We start from the raw sequence: 22,793 nt of genomic DNA on the forward strand, positions 1-22,793 counted from the left end.
AAGAGTTGGTGCTGCCGCGTCAGGCGCGGGTGACCTTGCCGGCCTTGATGCACGAGGTGCAGACCTGCAACTTCTTGGTGTTGCCGCCACCGGCCGGGGTACGCACCGACTGGATGTTCGGGTTCCAGCGGCGGTTGGTCCGCCGGTGCGAGTGGGACACGTTGTGGCCGAAGCCCGGTCCCTTGCCACAGACGTCGCACACGCTAGCCACGGGATACTCCTGGGATTGAAACGTTCATGAGGTCGCCGGCAGGCGCTGCCCGGGCAACCTGGTCAGGTTACCCGATGACCCGCCGACCCGGCCAACCGACCCGGTCGGGCGGTCGTGCACGGCCCGGCCCGGGCCTGCTGGTGGGCCGGTGGGCCGGCCCGGCGGCAACCGTACCGGAGGCGTCGACCCGGCCCGGGAGCGCCGTCGGACCGGGCGCGGACGGACACGCCGGACGAGTCCGACGCGTGTCGGTGCGCAACAGTAGGCTTCTGGCCGTGCTGGACACCCTCGACGCCGCCGCGGTCCGCCGCTGGTGTGCGAGCGGGCTGGCCGCGCTCAAGCGCCACCAGGGCGAGATCGACGAGCTCAACGTCTTTCCGGTGCCCGACGGTGACACCGGCACCAACCTGGTGCTCACCCTCACCTCGGCCCAGCAGGCCCTGTCGATGGACCTGGACACCCTCCCCGACAGCGGCCCCACCGCCCACGGGCACGCGCTGCGGCTGATGGCACAGGGCGCGCTGCTCGGCGCCCGGGGCAACTCGGGGGTCATCCTCTCGCAGATCCTGCGCGGCTTCGCCGACGCCGTCGTGGCCGTGCCGGTGGTGCGCGGGCAGGCCCTGGCCGTCGCGCTGCGGGCCGCGACCGCCGCCGCGTACACGGCGGTCGGCCGTCCCGTGGAGGGCACCCTGCTCACCGTCGTCGCCGCGGCCGCCACCGGCGCCGAGCAGGTGGGCGGCGACGACCTGCCCGCGGTGGCCCGCGGCGCGGCGCGGGCGGCGGCCGAGGCCCTGGCCCGTACGCCCGAGCAGCTGCCGGCCCTGGCCCGCGCGGGGGTCGTCGACGCGGGCGGGCGAGGGCTCTGCGTCCTGCTCGACGCCCTGGTCGAGGTGCTCACCGGGGAGGGCGCCACAGGGCTCGCGCCGCCGCCGCGCACCGCCCGCCCGGCGGCCACCGTCGCGCGGGAGACCGGCTCCGAGGAGTACGCCTACGAGGTGCAGTTCCTGCTCGACGCCCACGCCGACGCGGTGGCCGTGCTGCGCCGGACCCTGGAGGCGCTGGGTGACTCGCTGGTCGTCGTCGGTGACGGGCGTGAGCCGGGCGGCACCTGGAACGTGCACGTGCACGTCAACGACGTGGGCGCGGCGGTCGAGGCGGGGGTCGCCGCCGGCCGCCCGTACCGGATCTCGGTGACCCGCTTCGCCGACCAGCCGGAGCCGTCCGCCGGCCCGACCGAGGACGGTCGGGCCGCCGTGGTGGTGGCCACCGGCCGCGGGATCGCGGAGCTGTTCGCCGCGGAGGGCGCGACTGTGGTGCCCGGCAACCCGTCCACGGGTGAGCTGCTGGACGCCGTGCGCAGCACCCGGGCGGCCCGGGTGGTGGTGCTGCCCAACGACCCCAACACGGAGGCGGTCGCGAGCGCGGCGGCCCGCGAGGCGCACCGGCACGGCATCAAGGTGAGCGTGGTGCCGACCCGTTCGCCGGTGCAGGCCCTCGCGGCCCTGGCGGTCCGCGACGGCACCCGTCGCTTCGAGGACGACGTGATCGCGATGGCCGAGGCGGCCGGCGCCTGCCGCTACGCCGAGGTCTGCCACGCCAGTCGGGAGGCGCTGACGGTCGCCGGCCCGTGCCGCCCCGGTGACGTGCTGGCGCTTGTCGAGGGGGAGGTGCACCTGATCGGCACCGACCTCACCGACACCTGCGCCGCAGTGGTCGACCGGATGCTCGGCGGCGGCGGGGAGCTGGTCACCCTGCTGGCCGGGGTGGACGCCCCCGCCGGGCTCACCGATGCCGTCCGCGCGCACGTCGCGCGGCGCTGGCCGTTCGTCGAGGTGCAGGCGTACCCGGGCGGCCAGCCGTTCTATCCGCTTTTGGTGGGGGTCGAATGAGCGAGCCGGCCACGGTGGACACCCCGTTGAAGAAGCTCGTCGGGGACAAGACGGCCAAGGCGTTGGCCGCCCACCTCGACCTGCACACCGCGGGGGACCTGATCTACCACTTCCCGCGTCGCTACGACGAGCGCGGCGAGCACACCGACATCCGGTCGCTGGACGTCGGTGAGCAGGTCACCGTGCTGGCCCAGGTGCAGCGCACCACCGTACGGCCGATGCGCCAGCGCCGGGGCAACCTGCTGGAGGTGACCGTCGGCGACGGCTCCGGCGGCCTGCTGACGCTGACGTTCTTCGGCAACCAGGCGTGGCGCGAACGGGAGCTGCGTCCGGGCCGGTGGGGGCTGTTCGCCGGCAAGGTCACCGAGTTCCGGAGCAAACGCCAGCTCAACGGCCCGGAGTACGTGCTGCTCGGCGAGGGCGGCGAGGGCGAGGCGGCGGTCAGCGACGAGATCGAGGAGTTCGCCGGCGCGCTGATTCCCGTGTACCCGGCGGCGGCGGCCGTCCCGACCTGGGTGATCGCCCGCTGCGTACGGGTCGTGCTGGACACGTTCACCCCGCCGGAGGATCCGCTGCCGTCCTCCGTCCGCGCCAGCCGCAACCTCGTCGACCTGGGCCCCGCGCTGCGGGAGATCCACCGGCCGTCCACCAAGGAGGCGCTGCACCGGGCGCGGCGACGACTCAAGTGGGACGAGGCGTTCGCCGTCCAGCTGACGCTGGTGCAGCGCAAGCACCGGGCCGCCGACTGGCCGGCCCGGCCCCGCCCACCACGCACGGGTGGGCTGCTGGACGCCTTCGACGCCCGACTGCCGTACGAGCTGACGGCCGGTCAGCGCGAGGTCGGCGTGGAGATCGCCACCGACCTGGCGGCCGCGCATCCGATGCACCGGCTCCTGCAGGGCGAGGTCGGCTCGGGCAAGACGGTGGTGGCGTTGCGGGCCATGCTCCAGGTGGTCGACGCGGGCGGGCAGGCCGCGTTGCTGGCCCCTACCGAGGTGCTGGCCGCGCAGCACCACCGGGGCATGCTCGACCTGCTCGGGCCCCTCGGGCGGGCCGGTGAGCTGGATTCCGCCGAGCACGCGACCCGGGTGGAGCTGGTCACCGGCTCGCTAAGCGCGGCAGCCCGCCGACGGGCGCTCGGCGAGGTGGCCAGCGGCAACGCCGGCATCGTGCTCGGCACCCACGCGCTGCTCTACGAGGGGGTGGACTTCGCCGACCTGGGCCTCGTGGTGGTCGACGAGCAGCACCGCTTCGGCGTGGAGCAGCGCGACGCGCTGCGCGCCAAGGCCGACCAGCCGCCGCACACGCTGGTGATGACTGCCACCCCGATCCCGCGCACGGTGGCGATGACCGTCTACGGCGACCTGGAGGTGTCCACTCTCTCCCAGCTGCCCCGGGGCCGGTCGCCGATCGCCTCGCACGTGGTGCCGGCCGCCGAGAAGCCGGCCTTCCTCGACCGGGCGTGGCGCCGGCTGCGCGAGGAGGCGGCCGCCGGCCACCAGGCGTACGTGGTGTGCCCGCGAATCGGTGACGGCCCGACGTCCGACGAGGAGCCGCCGCCCGAGGACGACAACGGCCGCCGGCCGCCCCTCGCCGTGACCGAGGTGGCCCCGCTGCTGGCCGAGGGGCCGTTGCACGGGCTGCGGATCGGGGTCCTGCACGGCCGGCTGCCCGCCGACGAGAAGGACGCGGTGATGCGCTCCTTCGCGGCCGGTGACCTGGACGTGCTGGTGGCGACCACGGTGATCGAGGTCGGTGTCGACGTGCCGAACGCCACCGTGATGATCGTGCTGGACGCCGACCGTTTCGGTGTCTCCCAACTGCACCAGCTGCGTGGTCGGGTCGGCCGGGGTGCCGCCGCCGGGCTCTGCCTGCTGGTCAGCGAGGCCGCCGAGGGCTCGTCGGCGCGCGAACGGCTGGACGCGGTGGCGTCCACCAGCGACGGCTTCAAGCTCGCCGAGCTGGATCTGGAGCAGCGCCGCGAGGGTGACGTGCTGGGCGCCACCCAGTCCGGGCACCGCTCGCACCTGCGGCTGCTGTCCCTGAAACGCGACGCCGACCTGATCCGCGACGCCCGTGCCGAGGCGATCACCCTGGTCGAGGAGGACCCGGAGCTGATCCGCAACCCGGCGCTGGCCGCGTCGGTCGCCGCGCTCGTCGACGAGGACCGCGCGGAGTACCTGGAGAAGGGCTGAGCGCTCCTCGCTGACCGGTTTCGCGGAAACCGGGGTGTCCCGACCACGGTGACACCCCGGTTTTCTGGTTTCCGAGCCGATCTCCTGCACAGACCGAGGGCGCGCCGACCGGGTGGTCGACGCGCCCTCGGGCTTCAGCGCAGGTCAGGTCAGGCGGTGAAGGTCACCCGACGCCGACGGGCGATGACGAACAGCACCGCGCCCGCGATCAGCAGGGCGATCGCGCCAGCGGCGATGCCGCCCGCCGCCGCACCGGTGACCGGGAGGCCCGGCTCGTCCTCGCCGCCGCCGCCCGAGCCACCGCAGTCGCCCTCCGGCGCGTAGGCCGCCTGCAGCTCGAGGTCCAGGTCAGGCAGGGCGACCAGAGCGGTCTCGGACTTGCCGACCTTGAAGGTCACCGTCTCCGACGAGTCCGCCGCGACCGTACGGGTCTCGGTCTTGTCGCCGTAGGTGAACGTCGCCTTGACCGGCATGCCGCCCTTGGGGTTGGTCACGGTGAGGGCGAACTCCTTGCAGTCGGCCTTGGTGGTGACGGCCGGCAGCGGGCAGTCCTCGGGGCGTGCCCACGAGTACGTCCCGTTCTCGATGACCTTGCCGTCGACCAGGACCTCGATCTTGCCGGCGTCGGCGGCGGGCACCACGATGCTGGTGTCGGCCTTGCCCGGGGCGACGGAGACCTTCTTGGTGAAGCCGTTCTCGCCCTTGACCTCGAACTCGACGGCGTACTTGCTGATCTTGCCGTCGTTGCTCAGCGACACGGCGACCGAACCGTCGCAGTTGGACGCGAAGGTCGAGGCCGGGGTGGCGCAGCTCTTGCTGCCGCCGTTGTACCAGCCCTGCGGGCCCTTGGAGCGGTTGCCCGGGGCGCCCGGCGAACCGAGCTTCTTGTTGTCGTAGCGCTTGCCGCCGTCGACGATCTCGTCGATGACCTGGTCCTCGCCGCCCCAGATGAGGTCGACCTGGGTGTGGCAGTCCGGGATCTCGACGTTCAGCGTGATCTCGGTCTGCTTGGCGCTGACGAAGTCGCTGTCCGGCGTGCCGTACACGTACTGCGGGGTAGCGAACTGCGGCCGGGGCGCGAAGTACGACACCAGCGTGAAGTACTGCTTGCCGTCGCCGCAGAGCGGCAGGTCACCGTCGAGCTTGACGGTGGCGGTGCCCTTCGGGCCGTCGAACGTGTGGCTGTACGTGGCCTTGTCGAGCTCGACGCACTTGGGCGCCGGCGTGCAGGCGTTGTCGGCGGCCAGGTTGATGCTGCCGTCGTTGATGTTTTTCTCGGTCTTCTTGCCCTCCTTGTACCACCGGGCGTCCACCGTCAGCTTGGCGCTGGTGGTGTTGCCGGGCACGCGCTGGGTGGCCAGCACGAAGGAGCCCTCGGGGGTGACCCAGCCCTGCAGCGGGACGGTCTTCCCGTCCTCCATGGTCACGGTCACCGGGGTGTTCGGCTCGGCGGTCACCTTGCGGAGCGTCGCGCCCTTGTTGACCTCGCTGTTCACCACCTTCCACGTGATCACGCGCTCACCGGTCTGCCGGTCGCAGCTGGCGGTGGCGGTGATCGTGTTGTGGTGTGCGCTGGCTGGGGTGGCTACCGCGGCGACCCCGGTGAGGCCGACGAGGGCGGCTCCCAGGATGGCCAGCGGTCGCCGGAGCGACAGCTTGGGACGGATCACGGGTACTCCTGGAGTGCTGAAGCGTTGGGGGTGTGGCACGAGAGTGACAGTGGACGGTCGCTGCACGTCCGATCGGAGAGGCGCCCTCCCGAGCCGTGGGCCGGCGGGTTGGCCGTCGGCACCCGGCAGACCCTAGCGATATCGCCGCGCGTCATACAGCGCTCAGGATTTGCTAAGACTGATGTTATGAACTTGAGATCATTGATATACGAGAAGTGATCACGTGATTCTCCTGGCGGTACCGACCGTGTCGAGAGCGGCCCCGAAGGGTCGCGTAGCGTCGGGGTCATGAGCAGGAGGAAACGGTGACCCGGATCGTGGCCGGGACGCTCGGTGGCCGGCGGATCGCCGCGCCGCCCGGCGCCGGCACCCGACCCACGTCCGACCGGGTCCGGGAGGCGCTGTTCAGCGCCGTCGAGTCCGAGGTCGACCTCGACGGCGCCCGCTTCGCCGACCTGTACGCCGGTTCCGGCGCGGTCGGGCTGGAGGCGCTGTCCCGGGGCGCCCGACACGTCCTGCTGGTCGAGTCCGATCCGCGGGCGGCCCGGGTGATCCGGGAGAACGTGGCGACCCTGCGGGCCGGCCCGGCCGTACGGCTGGTCACCGGCAAGGTGGCGACGGTGCTGACTGCCGGCCCGGACGGTGGCCCGTACGACGTGGTCTTCGCCGACCCGCCCTACGCCGTGCCGGACGCGGAGATCACCGCGCTGCTGACGACGCTTGTCGACGGCGGCTGGCTGGCGCCCGACGCGCTGGTGGTGGTGGAGCGGTCCCGTCGCACCAGGCAGTTCGAGTGGGTGGAGGGGATCACCCCCGAGCGCAGTCGCCGGTACGGCGAGACCACCCTTTGGTACGGTCGCCGATCATGAGACGTGCGGTGTGTCCCGGCTCGTTCGACCCGGTCACCAACGGACACCTCGACATCATCGGCCGCGCGAGCCGGCTGTTCGATGAGGTGATCGTCGGCGTGCTGATCAACCAGTCGAAGAGCGGCCTGTTCACCGTCGAAGAACGGATCGAGATGCTCCGCGAGGTGACCGCCTCGTACGGCAACGTGCGGGTCGAGTCCTTCCGGGGGCTGCTCGTCGACTTCTGCCGCGCCCAGCAGGCGAGCGTGCTGATCAAGGGGCTGCGGGCGGTCAGCGACTTCGACTACGAGTTGCAGATGGCCCAGATGAACATCGGGCTGGCCGGGGTCGAGACGCTCTTCATGCCGACCAACCCGCTCTACTCGTTCCTCTCCTCCAGCCTCGTCAAGGACGTGGCCAAGTGGGGCGGCGACATCTCCGCCCACGTCCCGGACCCGGTCCGCGAGGCCCTCCAGTCCCGCCTGGGCCCCCCGCCCCTGACCTGACCCGGCCGATCTCGCACGTACCGTTCCCGGTTCGCCCCCTTTCGCGCTGCTTTGCCGCCACCGAAAGCGCAAGGTCGGCGCGGGGGAGGGAGTGCGGGGGGCGGGGAGTGACCATGTCGCGACTCGCCGGGTTGGGGTGAGTGGGGCGGCGGTGGGGCGGGCACGACATGATTGGTCGAGCAGGAACCCGGCCGTGGCCCGCATCATGGAGGTCGGCCGACGAACGACAGGAGTGAGGTACCGGTGGACCCGCTCGATCGCATCGACGAACTGATCGCCATGGTGGAGCAGGCGCGCTCCGTCCCGATGTCGCGCAACAACTGCATGGTCGACCGGGGCGAGATGATCGCCGCCCTGGACGAGATGCGCGCCGACCTCCCCGCCGACCTGCGTCGAGCCGCCGCGCTCCTGGAGGAGCGCGACAAGATCATGGACGCCGGCAAGCGCGAGGCGGACCGGATCATCAGCGAGGGTGAGGCAGAACACGCCCGCCTCGTCTCCGTGAACGAGATCACCGTATCGGCCGAGCACGAGGGCGCCCGGATCATCGCCGAGGCCCGCGCCGAGGCGCAGCGCCTGCGCGAGGAGGTCGACGACTACGTCGACACCGCGCTGGCCAACTTCGAACAGTTCCTCACCCGGGCTCTCGCCTCGATAGAGCGGGGCCGCGACAAGATGCACGCGCTGCGGGAGATCGGCACCTTCGGTGGGGATGAGGCGGAACGCCCGCTACCCTTCTGAGCGGCACTTCACCAGCCGACATTCTCGCCACAGGCGTCCCCCCGGTTCGACGGTCCGGCGGTCGCCCAGGTAACCTTTTTTGTCGGCCTCTCACCGGCCGGAGTCTGACTATGCCCAAGCACTCGCCATCGACACTCGACCCCAGGTCGCCGCTGGTCCTCGACACGAGGGACCTGCCGCGTCGCCCTGGCGCGTTGCGTGAGGTCCAGCGGGTCGTGCCGGCACCGACGGACCTCGGTGTGGAGTTGATCGGCGTGCCGGAGGGCGCGGACCTTGACCTCGATCTGAGGTTGCAGTCGGTGTCCGAGGGTGTGCTCGTCTCCGGGACCATCACCGGTCCCATCCGGGGCGAGTGCGGGCGTTGCCTGCGCGAGATCAACGAATCGATGGCCGTGACGATCCAGGAGCTGTACGCGTACGAGAACAGCACCACGGACGCCACGACCGACGAGGACGAGGTGGGCCGGATGCAGGGCGATCTGATCGACCTGGAGCCGGCGCTGCGGGACGCGTTGGTGCTCACGCTGCCGACCAACCCGCTCTGCCGGGAGGACTGCCCTGGACTGTGCCCCGAATGCGGGGCGCACTGGGACGATCTGCCGGCCGACCACAGTCACCAGCAGATCGACCCGCGTTGGGCGGGCCTGTCGCAACTGACCCGTACAGAGGAGTAAGAACCGTGGCCGTCCCCAAGCGCAAGATGTCGCGCAGCAACACCCGGTCCCGCCGGGCGAACTGGAAGGCGACCGTGGTCGCGACCGTCGCGTGCCCGCAGTGCAAGTCCCCGAAGCTGCCGCACGCCGCCTGCTCCGTCTGCGGCACCTACAACGGCCGCCAGGTTCTCGAGGTCTGACCTGGACGCCGAGTGACGCCCCCGACCCCAGGTCGGGCGGCGCGCGCACCCTGGCAAACGCCCGGTGCCCCGGCTCCCTCCGACGCCGGCCGGCCCAATCCGGCCGGCGTACCGATGGAGCCGGGCACCGCGCGGATCGCCGTTGACCTCCTCGGCGGGGACGACGCTCCCGCCGTCGTGGTTGACGGCGCTCTGCGGGCCGTGCGCGCCGATCCCGATCTGCACCTGCTGCTCGTCGGCCCGACCGAGGTCGCCGACGCGCTGATCGCTGCCCTCGCCCCGCCCGAGCGGGCCCGGATCACGGTCCGACCGGTCCGAGCCGCCGTCGGCATGGCCGACCATCCCAGCGCGGCCCGCTCGGAGAGCACCGTCCGAGCCGCCGTCACCGCCGTCCGCGACGGCACCGCCGACGCCCTCGTCTCGGCCGGCGCGACCGGCGCCACGGTCACCGCCGCCGTGCTCGGGCTCGGACGCTGGCCGGAGATCCGCCAACCCGCCCTGGTCGCCACCCTGCCCGCGGTCGCCGGGCCGGTGGTGCTGCTCGACGTCGGCGGTTCGCTGGAGCCCCGCCCCGCCACCCTGGCCCGGCACGCCGTGCTCGGCGCCGCGTACGCCGCGGTGGCCCATTCGGTCGTCGCGCCGCGGGTCGGCCTGCTCTCAGTCGGCACCGAGGCCGGCAAGGGCGACCGGGTACGCCGTGCCACCGACCCCCTGCTCGCCGTCGAACCGCTGCCCTGCGGGGCACGCTACGTCGGCCTGGTCGAGGGGTACGACGTGACTCTCGGCGCGCGCGCCGATGTGGTGGTGACCGACGGCTTCACCGGTAACGTGCTGCTCAAGGCGATCGAGGGCGCGTACGCGATGGCCGGCGGCCCGCCCGTCGTCGGCGGCGCGCCCCGGGCCGCCGCCCTGCTGGGCGTCGCCGGGACGGTGGTCGTCTGCCACGGCTCCGCTCGCGCCGACGACGTCGCCTCCGGCATCGCTCTCGCCGCCCATTTGTGGCGACGGCGTGCCACCGAACTGGTCTCCGCGTTGCTCGACGGCGACGCCGCGACGGACCGCACCGACCGCTCCACCGACACCGAGGTACGCACATCATGAGCAACGACAAGCGGCGGCGGGCGTCCGTCGGTCACCTGGAAGCCGCGTTCGGCGTCAGCCTGGAGCCGGACCTGCTGGAACGCGCGCTGACCCACCGCTCGTACGCGTACGAGAACGGTGGCCTGCCGACGAACGAGCGGCTGGAGTTCCTCGGTGACTCGGTCCTCGGCGTCGTGATCACCACGGCGCTGTTCCACAACCACCCGGACCTGCCCGAGGGCCAGTTGGCGAAGCTGCGGGCGAGCGTGGTCAACATGCGGGCGCTCGCCGACGTGGCCCGCGGCCTGGGCCCGGACGGCCTCGGCGCATACCTGCTGCTCGGCAAGGGCGAGGAGACCACCGGTGGCCGGGACAAGGCGAGCATCCTCGCCGACACCCTGGAGGCGCTGCTCGGCGCCATCTACCTCCAGTACGGGCTGGACACCGCCGGGATCGTGATCCACCGGCTCTTCGACCCGCTGATGGCCGAGTCGGCCGGCCGGGGCGCCGCCCTGGACTGGAAGACCAGCCTCCAGGAGTTGACCGCCGCGCTCAGTCTCGGCGTGCCCGAGTACCGGATCGAGGGCACCGGACCGGACCACCTCAAGACGTTCACCGCCTGGGTCGTGGTGGCCGGCAACCGGTACGGCGGCGCGGAGGGGCGCAGCAAGAAGGAGGCCGAGCAGCGGGCCGCCGAGGCGGCCTGGCGGATGCTCACGGACCAGCACGAGCAGAACGCCCAGCAGGACCAGCAGAACAGGTCCGACCAGGACGAGTCGTTCGGGCCGCCCGACAGCGCCGAGCAGGCGGCCCGGGCCGAGGTGGCCGACCACCTGGCGCAGGCCATGCCGGCCGATGTGGCGGAGCAGCAGACCCCGCCCGAGCGGCAGACGTCCGCCAACGGCGGCGGCCCGACCGAGGCCCGCGACGCCGAGGCCCCGAGTGGCCACGAGACGGGTGTACGTCGTGCCTGAGCTGCCCGAGGTGGAGACCGTCCGGCAGGGGCTGGCCCAGTGGGTCACCGGCCGGCGGATCGCCTCGGTCGAGGTGCGACACCCGCGCGCCGTCCGGCGGCACGTCCCCGGCGGCGCGCACTTCGCCGACGTGCTGGCCGGCCGGACCATCGTGGACGTGCGCCGACGCGGCAAGTACCTGTGGCTCCCGCTGGACAGCGGCGACGCGGTGATCGGGCACCTCGGCATGTCGGGTCAGTTGCTGCTCCAGCCGCCCGGCACCCCCGACGAGACCCACCTGCGGGTCCGGTTCCGGTTCGCCGACGACGGGCCCGAGCTGCGCTTCGTCGATCAGCGCACGTTCGGCGGGCTCGCGGTCAGCGAGGGCGGCGCGGACCTCCCCGCGGAGATCGCGCACATCGCCCGCGACCCGATGGACCCGGAGTTCTCCGACGCGGCGTTCGTCGCCGCGCTGCGCCGGCGGCGGACCGAGGTGAAACGGGCCCTGCTCGACCAGACGCTGATCTCCGGCGTGGGCAACATCTACGCCGACGAGGCGCTCTGGCGCGCCGGGCTGCACGGCGCCCGCCCCACCGACGCGCTGACCGGCCCGGCCGCGCAGCGCCTGCTCGGTCACGTCCGCGATGTGCTCGCTGAGGCGATCAAGGAGGGCGGCACGAGCTTCGACGCCCTCTACGTCAACGTCAACGGCGAGAGTGGTTACTTCGACCGGGCGCTGAACGCCTACGGCCGGGAGGGCGAGCCGTGCCGGCGGTGCGGTGCGCCGATCCGCCGCGAGTCGTTCATGAACCGCTCCTCGTACAGCTGCCCGCGCTGCCAGCCCCGGCCTCGGGGTGCCCTTCGGGGATGACCCGGAGCTGGCTCCGGGTCGGCACCGGCGGGTCGCGGCCGGACGCTCCGGGCCACACCCCGGCGTACGCCCGAATCGCGGGTTGATGCCCGTCCGGCGGGCCCGCCGCCCTCGACGGACCGACTCCGGGGCGGACGGGGGCCGTTCCCCGATGTGACCGCCTCGTCACGCCCCTAACGTCAGCACCGTTGACAGGGGGTCGACGTGACAGGGGGACGCGAGATGGGCAACAGACCGGTGACCGTGCGGATGGCGCGGTGGAGCGCCGAGCATCCGTGGCGGGCGATCGCGTTGTGGGTCGTGTTCGTGGCGGTGTGTTTCGTCGGTGGCAACGCCGCCGGCCTCACCGAGGCCACCAGCGAGGACCAGGCGATCGGCGAGGCCGGACGGGCCAGCATCATCGTGGACGACGGGGCCTTCGACGACCCGGCCGTGGACAACGTCCTGATCACCTCCCGGGGTGGCGCCCTGGACCCGGCGGCGGCGAAGGCGGCCGCCGACGACGCGGCCGCCCGGCTGCGTACGGTCACCGGCGTCGCCGAGGTCGGCCCGCCGGTCACCGCGCGGGACGGGTCCGCGCTGCTGCTGCCGATCACCATGTCCGGTGACCCGGAGACCGCGTCGGACCGGGTGCAGCCGCTGCGCGACGTCACCGCCACCGTGCAGGGCGCGCACCCGCAGCTCCGCGTCGAGCAGGTCGGCGGGCCGTCGATCGGCCAGGCGCTCGACGACACCCTGGGCAAGGACTTCGAGCGCGCCGAGCTGCTGAGTCTGCCGGTCACCCTGGCCATCCTGATCATCGCGTTCGGCGCGTTGATCGCGGCCAGCGTGCCGGTGCTGCTGGCGCTCTCCTCGGTCGCCGCCGCGATGGGCCTGTCCACCCTCGCCTCGCACCTCGTGCCGGCCACCGACACCACGTCACCGGTGATCCTGCTGATCGGCATGGCGGTGGGGGTCGACTACTCGCTGTTCTACATCCGCCGGGAGCGGGAGGAACGGACCAAGGGCCGCTCCGGCCTGGACGCGGTGGAGATCGCCGCGGAGACCTCCGGGCACGCCGTGGTGGTCTCCGGCTTCGCCGTGATCATCGCGATGGCCGGACTGTTCCTCGCCGGCGACGTGGTCTTCTCGTCCCTGGCCGTCGGCTCGATCCTGGTGGTCGCCGTCGCGGTGACCGGCTCGCTGACCGTGCTGCCGGCCCTGCTGGCCAGGCTGGGCCGCTGGGTCGACCGGCCCCGGGTGCCGCTGCTCTGGCGGCTGACCGCGCCGCGCACCGGCCGGCACGGCGAGCCGCGTACGCCCCGGCTCTGGCCGGCGGTGCTCCGGCCCGCGCTGCGCGCCCCGGTGGCGACGCTCGTCATCTCGGTCGGCCTGCTGCTCGCGCTGGCCGCGCCGGCGCTCGGCATGAAGCTGAAGTTCCCCGGAATGGAGGACCTGCCGCGCACCACGCCCGCCATGCAGGCGTACGACCGGCTCACCGCCGCCTTCCCGAGCACCGGCACCAACCACGTGGTGGCCGTCCGTGCGCCGGCCGAGCAGGCCGACCGGGTCAACGCGGCGCTCACCGACCTTGCTGCCCGGGCCGGAGGCGACCCGCTGTTCGCCCCCGCCGAGGCGGACGGCCCGAAGATCAAGGTGTCGGCCGACCGGCGGGTGTCGGTGCTGGACGTCGCCACCCCGTACGCCAGCCGGGACGACCGGTCGGTGCGGTCGCTGGAGAAGTTGCGGGCCGACCTGGTCCCGGCCGAGCTGCGGGGGATCCCCGGGATCGAGTACGCGGTCGGCGGGAGCGTGGCCGACAGTGAGGACTACGCGTCGCACGTCCGCGACAAGCTGCCGCTGGTGATGGGCTTTGTGCTGGTGCTCACGTTCCTGGTCATGGCCTTCACCTTCCGTTCGGTGGTGGTGGCGGCCAGCTCCATCGCGTTGAACCTGCTCTCCGCCGGCGCCGCGTACGGGTTGCTGGTCCTGGTCTTCCAGGGGGAGTGGGCCGAGGGGCTGCTCGGCTTCACCTCGATGGGCGCGATCGTCTCCTGGCTGCCGCTGTTCCTGTTCGTGGTGCTCTTCGGCCTCTCGATGGACTACCACGTCTTCGTGGTGAGCCGGATCCGCGAGGGGGTCCGGGCCGGCATGTCCAACCGCGACGCCGTGTCATACGGCATCACGTCGTCGGCCGGGGTGGTGACCAGCGCGGCGATCGTCATGGTCGGGGTGTTCTCGATCTTCGCCACGCTGAGCACGATCGACATGAAGCAGCTCGGCATCGGCCTGGCGGCGGCGATCCTGCTGGACGCCACGATCATCCGGGGAGTGGTGCTGCCCGCCCTGATGACCATGCTCGGCGACGCGAACTGGTGGGCCCCGCGGTTCCTGCGGCGACGCCCGGCGCCCGCGCCCACCGACCCGCCGGCCCCCGCGCCGGAGCTGGTGCCCGTCTCCTGAGTAGCCGGTCGTCTCTCGTGCCGGGCCGCGACTCGCGGCCCGGCACGTGCCGTCCGGGCGACTGTGCACCCCCAGCGCGATCGGGCGTCACGGCAGCGCGCAGGGTTCCCGCCAGGCGTTCAACGTCCGGTCCTTGCGTATCGACGCGAAGCCGTAGCCGACCGTGGTGACGCAGAAGTCGTCGGTCGAGCCGGTGTACTCCACATGGAAGACCGGCTTGCCCGCGTCCACGAACGGCAGCAGCTTGGCGCACTGGTCCAGCCGGACGCACTCCTCGTTGACCACGAAGTCGAAGTCCGGCGCCAGCGCCGCGAGCTGCGGCACGTCGTTGACCAGCCCGGGGGAGAGGTCCAGTGTGCGGGCCAGCTGGGCCAGCCGGCGGTTGAACAGCAGTTGGTCGTCGAAGCCGAGGGGGAAGCCGCTGCGGTGGACGTACCCGTCGGCGTCGGAGAGGGCGACCGCGCCGAAGCCCTTGCCCCGGCACAGCCGGAACCGGTCGGCCAGCACCGGCTCCAACGCGTCCCACCCCCGTACGTCCAGCCACCGGCTGCCGGGCTGTGGGCCGGCCGCACCCTGCACGGCGGCGGGCACCCGGCTGGCGTCCGGGTCGGTCGAGCGCAGCGAGCCGACGGGCACCTGGCAGATCAGCCGTCGGTCACGGGCGCGTAGTTCGGCCGTCTGCGCGGCGGTGGTGGCCACCGGGTCGAGCAGGAAGACGTCGGCGTCCACCGTCGGGTCGAGCGGGCCGTCGAGTTGCCACTGCCACTGCCAGTGACGGGCCTGGGTGGCCGGCCACGGGGTGGGCGCGCCCGGCGGGATCAGCTCGCGGCGGCACCCGTACGCCGGCACCACCAGGATGAGCGCGACACCGGCCGACACGATCCTGCGCAGCGGGCGTGCGACGGCACGTCGCCGCAGCCGGATCCGCATCGGCAGCTCCCGGGTCCTGGGCGGCTGGTCGCCGCCCACACCGGCACGCCGCCCCCACGTCCGGTCCGGCGTGCCTCACCGGGTCCAACGAGCGCGGGGGCGTGGGCGACGCGCCCTCAGCGCGGCGCCGCGAAGACCTGCGTCCAGTACGGCCCGTTGCTGCTGGCGATGCCGACGCCGATCTCGGTGAACGCGCAGTTGAGGATGTTGGCCCGGTGCCCCGAGCTGTTCATCCAGGCGTCCATCACGGCGGCCGGCGTCTTCTGGTTCCACGCCACGTTCTCGCCGTAGGTGCGCCAGGCGTAGCCGACGCGGTCCAGCCGGACGCCGGTGTTGCTGCCGTCGCTGCCGGTGTGCGACATGTTCTGGTGGTCGGCCTGGTCCTGGCTGTGCCGCTGCGCGGCGGTCATCAGCTTGTCGTCGACGCTCAGCGCCTTGCAGCGGGCCTTGGCCCGCTCGGCGTTGACCAGGTCCACCACCTCCTGGGCCTGGGCGCTGACGGTGCCGCTGCCGCCTCCGGAGCCGCTGGTGCTGCTCGGGGCCTTGCTGCGCTCGGCGCTGCGCCGGGACGTGGCGGTGGTCCGCGACGCGGCCGGGGTGGGCTTGACCACCTTGCTCGGCGACGGGCTCGGCCGTGCCGGGCTGGGCGAGCTGGTCGGGGAGGGGGCGACCAGGGCGTCACGCGCCGGCTCGTCGGTCGGGCCGTTCCCGCCGGGCATCGCGAGCGCGCCGACGCCGACGCTCACCACGAGGGTGGCTGCCGCGGCGGCGCCGCCGATCATCAGCGGACGACGCCAGCGCCGGGGTGAGCGGTGCCGTCCGCTGCCGGTCCGTCCGTTGCCGGCGGCCTCCGTGCTCCAGCCGCCGGTGGTCTCCGCGTCGGACTCGGTACGCCAGCCGCCGCTGACCTCGGTGGGCCGGGCGTCGTCGTGCCAGCCGCCGGTCGCTTCCTCACCTCGTCCGAGGCCCGGCCATTCGGTGGTCGGTGCCTCCACGGGCGCGGGCTGCCAGCGGGCGGTGGGCTCCGCGCGGTGCCACTCGTCGCCGGGCTGGTCGGGGTCGTCGCCGAACAGGTAGGTCGAGCGGGGCTCCGGACGGTCGCGCAGCCAGTCCGGCTCGTCGGTTGGCCGCTCGGCGCGCCGGGGGGCGCCGTTCGGGTCCATCGGGTCGGTCCAGCCGTACACGGCTCTGCCTCCACGGGGTCGGTTGCGGGCCGGGGTGACGCTACGACTCGCCCGCGACCTGCGGCAACGTGGCTAAGGAAGAGTTAAGAGGAAGTCGGACGTCCAGGCGCTGACTTCCCCGAATCCCGGCGTACAGTAAAGGAGTCCGGACAGAGCGTGTCCGTGCCTTGCGGCAGCCCCCCGACAAGTGGACAGGTCGACGTGGAGATGATCTACGGCCTGCGAGAACTTGACGAAGGAGGGGTTTGCGGCTCAATATATAGGTGTCGCCAGTCGCGCCCGGTCATGCCCAGATACACCTGGAATGACAGCCGCGTACAGAATTGGGCGCGCGTTGGCCGGCCTTTCCGGCAGCGCATATCAAGGAGTCAGCATGGCGAAGGCCCTCTACGGCCACGTAGGTGCAGCGCCCGACCGGCGTCTGCTCGACGAGGTCACCCGACTGCGTGCCAGGGTTCAGGCACTGGAGTTCGAGATCACGCGTCTGCGTGCCGACAATGATCGGCTCGCGGCGGCTGCGGCGGAAGCGGACGACCTGCTCCGTCTCGCCGAGCCGGCGCTGACCTGATCTTCGGGGCGGAAAACTGAATCGCAGCACCACCGCAAAAATGCGCGCCGACACCTCTGTGCCGGCGCGCAACGCTGTCCGGCACCTTTCGTGCCCGACCATTTGTGATCTTGTAACCGGCTCCGTGATAACCGCAGCACAGTTTCACCGAAACAAGCCGGGCGGCGGGCCGATCGTGAGCGTTGTTTGTCTTTCTCGGCCCTGCCGTTACACCAGCGCGGTCGGCCCGCGGTCACCGTCCGCGCCGCCCGCCGGGACCACCCGGGGCGGGTCGCGTGCCGGGTCGGTCCCGCCATCGGGTTAGTCTGCGGGTTCACCCAGGTCCGCGCAGCCGGCGACGGTACGGCGGCCACCGGACGAGGATCGAGTAGGTGTATCTCAAGAGCCTGACGGTGAAGGGCTTCAAATCCTTCGCCTCCGCCACGACGTTGAAGCTGGAGCCCGGGATCACCTGCGTGGTGGGCCCGAACGGCTCCGGCAAGTCCAACGTCGTCGACGCCATCGCCTGGGTGCTCGGCGAGCAGGGCGCCAAGGCGCTGCGCGGCGGCAAGATGGAGGACGTCATCTTCGCCGGCACCGCCGGCCGTGCGCCGCTGGGCCGCGCCGAGGTCACCCTCACCATCGACAACACCGACGGCGCGCTGCCCATCGAGTACACCGAGGTCTCCATCACCCGCCGGATGTTCCGCTCCGGCGAGAGCGAGTACGAGATCAACGGCAACTCCTGCCGCCTGCTCGACATCCAAGAGCTGCTGTCCGACTCCGGCATCGGCCGGGAGATGCACATCATCGTCGGTCAGGGCCGGCTCGACGGCATGCTGCACGCCAAGCCCGAGGACCGCCGGTCGTTCATCGAGGAGGCGGCCGGCGTCCTCAAGCACCGCAAGCGCAAGGAAAAGGCGCTGCGCAAGCTCGACGCGATGCAGGTGAACCTCAACCGGCTCACCGACCTCACGGCCGAGTTGCGCCGCCAGCTCAAGCCGCTGGGCCGGCAGGCGGAGGTGGCCCGGCGTGCCGCCACCATCCAGGCCAACCTGCGCGACGCCCGGTTGCGACTGCTCGCTGACGACCTGGCCACGCTGCGGACCACCCTCGACCGGGAGATCGCCGACGAGACCGCGTTGCGGGAGCGACGCGAGCAGATCGAGGGCGAGCACACCGAGGTGCAGGGCCGGCTCGGCGAGTTGGAGGGCGCCCTCGCCGAGGACGCGCCGCTGCTCGCCGCCGCGCAGGACACCTGGTACAAGCTCTCCGCCCTGCAGGAACGCTTCCGCTCGATCGAGCAACTGGCCCGCGAGCGGCTGCGGCACCTCAGCGCCACCGGCGACGACGAGCGGCCCGGCCGCGACCCCGACCAGCTGGAGGCCGAGGCGGAACGCGTCCGCGAGCAGGAGGAGGAGCTGCGCGCGGCGCTCACCGACGACCAGATCCGGCTGGCCGAGGCGGTCGAGCACCGCCAGGAGCTGGAACGGCAGCTCGCCGCCGCCGAGCGGGAGCTGGTGGCCGCCGCCAAGGCCATCGCCGACCGGCGCGAGGGCATGGCCCGGCTCACCGGCCAGGTCAACTCGGCGCGAGCCCGGACCACGAGCGCCGGTGAGGAGATCGAACGCCTCGCCGTCGCGCACGCCGACGCGCTGGGCCGCGCCGAGCAGGCGCAGGCCGACCTGGACGCGGTGGCCGCGCAGTCCACCGAGGCGGACCGGGACAACGCCGACCTGGACGCCCGGCACGCCGAGGCGGTCGCCGTCCAGGATCGGGCGCAGGCAACCGTCCGGTCGCTTACCGACGCCGAGCGGGCCGCCGAGAAGGACGCCGCCACCTGGAAGGCCCGCGAGGAGGCGCTCGCCCTGGGGCTGCGGCGCAAGGATGGCGCGGGAGCGCTGCTCGCCCGCGCCAGCGACGTGCCCGGCCTGCTCGGTAGTCTCGCCGGGCTGCTCACCGTCGCGCCGGGGCACGAGGCCGCGCTGGCCGCCGCGCTCGGGGGACTCGCCGACGCGGTCGCCGTCAGCGGGGTGGACGAGGCCGTCGAGGCGATGCGGCTGTTGAAGATCTCCGACGCCGGTCGCGCGGGCCTGCTGGTCGGCAGCCCGGCGGGGCCCGGCATGACGGGCTCGGCCGACGCGCTGCGCCCGAAGCTGCCCGACGGCGCCCGCTGGGCCCCCGACCTGGTGGAGTGCACGCCCGACATTCGTCCGGCGGTGCACCGGGCGCTGCGCGACGTGGCGCTCGTCGACGACCTCGCCGCCGCGGCCGAGCTGGTCGCCGGCAACCCCGAGCTGCGGGCCGTCACCCCGGAGGGGGACGTGGTCGGGGCGTACGCGGCGGCCGGCGGGTCGGCCAAGGCGCCCAGCTACATCGAGGTGCAGGCGGCCGTCGAGGAGGCCCGCACCAATCGGCTCGCCGCCGAACGGGCCGGCGCCGAGCTGCGCGACCAGCTCGTCGAGGCGCGTGCCGAGGTGGCCGCCGCCAAGGAGGCCGTGCAGCACGCCGCCGCCGAGAAGCGCGAAGCGGAGAGCCACCGCAACGCCGCCGCCCGCCGGCTCGCCGAGCTGGGCGCGGCCGCCCGCTCGGCCAAGGCGGAGACCGACCGGCTGGGTGAGTCCCGGGCCCGCGCCGAGGCGGCCCGGCAGCGGGACCTCGACACGCTCGACGAGCTGGAGGAGCGGCTGCGGCTGGCCGAGGAGACCCCGGTCGACGCCGAGCCCTCCACCGAGGAGCGGGATCAGCTCGCCGCCATGGTGCCGCAGGCCCGGCAGAACGAGATGGAGGTCCGGCTCGCCGTGCGTACCGCCGAGGAGCGGGTCTCCTCGATCGCCGGCCGGGCCGACTCCCTCGCCCGGCAGGCCACCGCGGAGCGGGCCGCCCGCGAACGCGCCGCGGCCCGGCGGGCCGCGCGCACCCGGGGCGCGGGCATCGCCCGGGCCGTCGCCGGCGGCGCCCGGGAGGCGCTCACCCGACTCACCACGTCGATCGCGGCGGCCGAGGAGCACCGCGACGCCGTCGCGCGGGAGCGCGCCGCCCGCGAGGCCGAGCTCCAGGAGGTACGCGGGGCAGCCAAGCGGCTCGGCGCGGAGCTGGAGCGGCTGACCAGCCAGGTGCACCGCGACGAGGTGGCCCGCGCGGAGCAGCGCCTGCGCATCGAGCAGCTGGAGGCGAAGGCCGCCGAGGACTTCGGGCTGGACGTGGAGACGCTGGTCGCCGAGTACGGCCCCACCCAGCCCGTTCCGCCCACCCAGGCGGACGTGGCGGCGGCCGAGCGCGACGGTCTGCCGGTGCCCGAGCCGGTCCGCTACGAGCGGCCGGTGCAGGAGAAGCGGGCCGCCAAGGCGGAACGCGAACTGGCCCTGCTCGGCAAGGTCAATCCGCTCGCGTTGGAGGAGTTCGCCGCGCTGGAGGAGCGCTTCAAGTTCCTCTCCGAGCAGTTGGAGGACCTCAAGGCGACCCGGCGGGACCTGCTCACCGTCGTGAAGGACGTGGACGAGCGGATCCTGGAGGTCTTCGCCAGCGCGTTCGAGGACACGGCCCGGGAGTTCGAGCAGGTGTTCACGGTGCTCTTCCCCGGCGGCGAGGGTCGGCTGATCCTCACCGACCCCGAGGACCTGCTGACCACCGGCGTCGAGGTCGAGGCCCGACCGCCGGGCAAGAAGATCAAGCGGCTGTCGCTGCTCTCCGGTGGCGAGCGGTCGCTGACCGCGGTGGCCATGCTGGTGGCGATCTTCCGCGCCCGGCCGAGCCCGTTCTACATCATGGACGAGGTGGAAGCGGCCCTGGACGACGTGAACCTGGGTCGGCTGATCACATTGCTGGCACAGTTGCGGGAGAAGAGCCAGCTGATCGTCATCACGCACCAGAAGCGGACGATGGAGATCGCCGACGCGCTCTACGGGGTGACCATGCGCAGCGGGGTCACCCAGGTGATCAGTCAACGGCTCAACCGGGCCGACGAGGACGACCAGCGGCCCGGCCGCGGCGAGGAGAACGGGTAGTGGCTCGGGAACGCGCGACGGCGCTCCTGCTGGACTTCGACGGCGTACTGCGCCGGTGGGACCCGGCGGTGGCCGCCGATGTCGAGCGGGAGTACGGCCTCGCCGAGGGGGTGCTCGGCGACATCGCCATGCAGTGGGGGCGGCTCCAGCCGGTGCTCACCGGCCAGGTCAGTCACGCCGAGTGGGTGAGCAGCGTGGCGGACGCCCTGACCGAGTCGGTGGGCAGCCCCCAACGGGCCCGCGCCGCCGTCGAGCAGTGGCAGAGCTACCGGGGAGAGGTCGACCAGGAGGTGCTGGCGTTCGTCCGGGAGGTCCGCGCGGCGGGCGTCCGGGTGGGGCTGGGCACCAACGCCACCGACCTGCTCGACACCGACCTGGCCGCGCTCGGCCTGGTCGGCGAGCTGGACGTGGTGGTCAACTCCTCCACGCTCGGGGTGCACAAGCCGACGCCGGAGTACTTCCAGGCCGCCTGCCAGGCGCTGGCCACCCCGCCGGCCCGGGTGCTCTTCGTCGACGACGAGGACTGGGCCGTGCGGGGCGCCCGGGCCGCCGGGCTGTCGGCGCACCGCTGGGGCGGCCACGCCGACCTGCGCTACCTGCGGGCGGCCCTGGACTGCTGAGCGGCGCGGTAGGAGGGGCGCCTTGGCTGACCCGCGAGGCCGACATGCTGACAAGCGGTATACCTCAGAGACATAAATATGTCTCTGAGGTATACCGCTCACCACCGCATCCGCCCCGGCGGAGGTGACCGAGGGTGACCGTTCTACCGTACGGCGCCGGAACCGGTTGACCGGGCCTGTTCACTCGCCGGTGACGCCGTCGATGCGTTCCCGGATCAGGTCGGCGTGGCCGTTGTGCCGGGCGTACTCCTCGATCATGTGCACGTACACCCAGCGCAGGTTGAACGTGCGCTTCTTCGCGCCGACCTCGGTGAACGTCTCGTCGAGCGAGTGCCCGGCGGCGGCCGCGCGGGCCAGGGCCACCTCGCGGTAGAAAATGGCGAAGTCCGCCTCGGCGTCGGCGGCGCTCACGTCGTGGTCGGCGTCCGGGTTCTCCGGCGTGAAGTACGGGTAGTCGACGCGCTCGCCGGCGAAGTTCTCCCGGAACCACCACGCCTCCACCTCGGCGAGGTGCCGGACGAGGCCGAGCAGGGTCAGCCCGGACGGCTCGACGCTCGGAGTGCGCAACTGCTCCTCGGTGAGACCTGCGCACTTGAGCAGCAGTGTCTGCCGGTGGTAGTCGAGCCAGCCGTCGAGCATGGTGCGCTCGTCGCCGACGTACGGTTCCGGGTTCCGGGTGATCTCCGGTGCGATCCACGTCATGGCGCGCATCCTGCCCGGCACACTGACCTGACGCGACGGGTTATTCAGGGCACCACGACGACGGGCCAGTGACCCTTGCGGACCAGCCGGGTGGCGACCGAGCCGACCAGCCGGTGACCGGCCTGCTCGGACGCGCCCACCACCACCATGTCGGCCTGGAACTCGTCGGCCGCCGCGCACAGCTCGGCGTACGCGTCGCCGCGCCGGCACAGGAAGGTCACCGGGATGCCCAACTGCTCGGCCCCACGCCGGCACTCCCGGCGCAGCTCGTCGGCCAACTCGTCGTACGTGCGCTGGACCGCGCCGGCGTCCATGCCGGGCACCAGGGCGGTGAGCCCGCTCGCCGAGCTGACGAAGACCACCACCAGGGCGGCGCCCTGCCGGCGGGCCAGCCCGGCGGCGTAGGCGCCGGCCCGCCCGGAGGTACGGGTGCCGTCCACCCCCACCATGACCACCCGCGGGCCGTCCGTGCCCCGCTCGAAGGGCAGCGGGCTGATCCGAGGGCCGTACTCCTCGCGGTCCGGCGCTCCCACGCTCATGGCTC

General features: G+C 72.9%; 19 protein-coding genes and 1 pseudogene. 14 read left to right on the plus strand and 6 right to left on the minus strand.

Annotated features, from left to right (window positions below; translation table 11 throughout):
* Nucleotides 1-19: 19 nt before the first annotated feature.
* Nucleotides 20-211, minus strand: coding sequence for a 50S ribosomal protein L28 (gene rpmB, locus ACFYPR_RS09400; RefSeq protein ID WP_007456456.1), 192 nt, complete (start codon nucleotides 209-211; stop codon nucleotides 20-22).
* Between the two features lie 275 nt (nucleotides 212-486).
* On the opposite strand from rpmB, the gene ACFYPR_RS09405 reads away from it, so the two are divergent.
* Together ACFYPR_RS09405 and recG are read left to right on the plus strand one after the other, a co-directional pair.
* Entirely contained in the window at nucleotides 487-2,100 is a 1,614-nt protein-coding gene (locus tag ACFYPR_RS09405) for a DAK2 domain-containing protein (RefSeq protein ID WP_354860062.1), read from the plus strand.
* Complete coding sequence (gene recG / locus ACFYPR_RS09410; RefSeq protein WP_354860060.1) at nucleotides 2,097-4,295, plus strand: ATP-dependent DNA helicase RecG; 2,199 nt, start codon at nucleotides 2,097-2,099, stop codon at nucleotides 4,293-4,295. The genes ACFYPR_RS09405 and recG overlap by 4 nt, the downstream gene beginning before the upstream one ends.
* Nucleotides 4,296-4,444: 149 nt before the next feature.
* Here recG and ACFYPR_RS09415 read toward each other — a convergent pair whose 3' ends face one another.
* Entirely contained in the window at nucleotides 4,445-5,965 is a 1,521-nt protein-coding gene (locus ACFYPR_RS09415) for a cell wall anchor protein (protein WP_354860058.1), read from the minus strand.
* Between the two features lie 305 nt (nucleotides 5,966-6,270).
* On the opposite strand from ACFYPR_RS09415, the gene rsmD reads away from it, so the two are divergent.
* The 9 genes and pseudogenes from rsmD (at nucleotide 6,271) to ACFYPR_RS09460 (ending at nucleotide 14,259) form a co-directional block, all read left to right on the plus strand.
* Nucleotides 6,271-6,834 (plus strand): 16S rRNA (guanine(966)-N(2))-methyltransferase RsmD, encoded by a 564-nt coding sequence (gene rsmD, locus ACFYPR_RS09420; protein ID WP_387259314.1) that lies wholly within the window; start codon nucleotides 6,271-6,273, stop codon nucleotides 6,832-6,834.
* A complete protein-coding gene (coaD, locus tag ACFYPR_RS09425) occupies nucleotides 6,831-7,319 on the plus strand; it encodes a pantetheine-phosphate adenylyltransferase (protein WP_354860053.1) in 489 nt (162 codons plus the stop codon). Before rsmD ends, coaD begins: the two co-directional genes overlap by 4 nt.
* Nucleotides 7,320-7,562: 243 nt before the next feature.
* Nucleotides 7,563-8,060 (plus strand): hypothetical protein, encoded by a 498-nt coding sequence (locus ACFYPR_RS09430; protein WP_234590503.1) that lies wholly within the window; start codon nucleotides 7,563-7,565, stop codon nucleotides 8,058-8,060.
* A 110-nt stretch (nucleotides 8,061-8,170) separates the two neighbouring features.
* Nucleotides 8,171-8,734, plus strand: a complete 564-nt coding sequence (locus tag ACFYPR_RS09435) for a DUF177 domain-containing protein (RefSeq protein WP_139587729.1) — start codon at nucleotides 8,171-8,173, stop codon at nucleotides 8,732-8,734.
* A gap of 5 nt (nucleotides 8,735-8,739) precedes the next feature.
* On the plus strand, nucleotides 8,740-8,913 hold the full coding sequence (gene rpmF / locus ACFYPR_RS09440; protein ID WP_030335284.1) for a 50S ribosomal protein L32: 174 nt from the start codon (nucleotides 8,740-8,742) through the stop codon (nucleotides 8,911-8,913).
* A gap of 114 nt (nucleotides 8,914-9,027) precedes the next feature.
* The gene (locus tag ACFYPR_RS09445) at nucleotides 9,028-10,014 is read left to right on the plus strand and encodes a phosphate acyltransferase PlsX (protein WP_354863221.1); all 987 of its coding nucleotides are present in this window, start codon (nucleotides 9,028-9,030) and stop codon (nucleotides 10,012-10,014) included.
* Nucleotides 10,011-10,727, plus strand: a pseudogene (rnc, locus tag ACFYPR_RS09450) (ribonuclease III); the annotation flags it as partial. The gene ACFYPR_RS09445 and the pseudogene rnc, both read left to right, overlap by 4 nt.
* Nucleotides 10,728-10,959: 232 nt before the next feature.
* The gene (gene mutM, locus ACFYPR_RS09455; RefSeq protein ID WP_354863220.1) at nucleotides 10,960-11,817 is read left to right on the plus strand and encodes a bifunctional DNA-formamidopyrimidine glycosylase/DNA-(apurinic or apyrimidinic site) lyase; all 858 of its coding nucleotides are present in this window, start codon (nucleotides 10,960-10,962) and stop codon (nucleotides 11,815-11,817) included.
* A gap of 222 nt (nucleotides 11,818-12,039) precedes the next feature.
* Nucleotides 12,040-14,259, plus strand: a complete 2,220-nt coding sequence (locus ACFYPR_RS09460) for an MMPL family transporter (protein WP_387259317.1) — start codon at nucleotides 12,040-12,042, stop codon at nucleotides 14,257-14,259.
* Nucleotides 14,260-14,346: 87 nt separating this feature from the next.
* On the opposite strand, the gene ACFYPR_RS09465 is transcribed toward ACFYPR_RS09460, so the two are convergent.
* Both ACFYPR_RS09465 and ACFYPR_RS09470 read right to left on the minus strand, forming a co-directional pair.
* Nucleotides 14,347-15,189: an endo alpha-1,4 polygalactosaminidase gene (locus ACFYPR_RS09465; protein WP_387179178.1), complete on the minus strand. Its 843-nt coding sequence runs from the start codon at nucleotides 15,187-15,189 to the stop codon at nucleotides 14,347-14,349.
* Nucleotides 15,190-15,305: 116 nt separating this feature from the next.
* Nucleotides 15,306-16,352, minus strand: coding sequence for a CAP domain-containing protein (locus tag ACFYPR_RS09470; RefSeq protein WP_387179374.1), 1,047 nt, complete (start codon nucleotides 16,350-16,352; stop codon nucleotides 15,306-15,308).
* Nucleotides 16,353-16,746: 394 nt separating this feature from the next.
* Here ACFYPR_RS09470 and ACFYPR_RS09475 point away from each other — a divergent pair, with 394 nt between their 5' ends.
* From ACFYPR_RS09475 to ACFYPR_RS09485, 3 genes are all read left to right on the plus strand, one after another.
* Nucleotides 16,747-16,941, plus strand: coding sequence for a hypothetical protein (locus ACFYPR_RS09475; protein ID WP_007456482.1), 195 nt, complete (start codon nucleotides 16,747-16,749; stop codon nucleotides 16,939-16,941).
* Between the two features lie 371 nt (nucleotides 16,942-17,312).
* Entirely contained in the window at nucleotides 17,313-20,927 is a 3,615-nt protein-coding gene (gene smc, locus ACFYPR_RS09480) for a chromosome segregation protein SMC (RefSeq protein WP_387259320.1), read from the plus strand.
* Nucleotides 20,927-21,547, plus strand: a complete 621-nt coding sequence (locus ACFYPR_RS09485; protein ID WP_354856425.1) for an HAD-IA family hydrolase — start codon at nucleotides 20,927-20,929, stop codon at nucleotides 21,545-21,547. Before smc ends, ACFYPR_RS09485 begins: the two co-directional genes overlap by 1 nt.
* Nucleotides 21,548-21,727: 180 nt before the next feature.
* Here ACFYPR_RS09485 and ACFYPR_RS09490 read toward each other — a convergent pair whose 3' ends face one another.
* Both ACFYPR_RS09490 and ACFYPR_RS09495 read right to left on the minus strand, forming a co-directional pair.
* The gene (locus tag ACFYPR_RS09490) at nucleotides 21,728-22,249 is read right to left on the minus strand and encodes a DinB family protein (RefSeq protein ID WP_354856423.1); all 522 of its coding nucleotides are present in this window, start codon (nucleotides 22,247-22,249) and stop codon (nucleotides 21,728-21,730) included.
* 44 nt (nucleotides 22,250-22,293) lie between these two features.
* Entirely contained in the window at nucleotides 22,294-22,788 is a 495-nt protein-coding gene (locus tag ACFYPR_RS09495) for a universal stress protein (RefSeq protein WP_354856421.1), read from the minus strand.
* Nucleotides 22,789-22,793: the final 5 nt, after the last annotated feature.

It is taken from the genome of Micromonospora sp. NPDC005254, from assembly GCF_042872525.1.
Lineage (GTDB): Bacteria > Actinomycetota > Actinomycetes > Mycobacteriales > Micromonosporaceae > Micromonospora.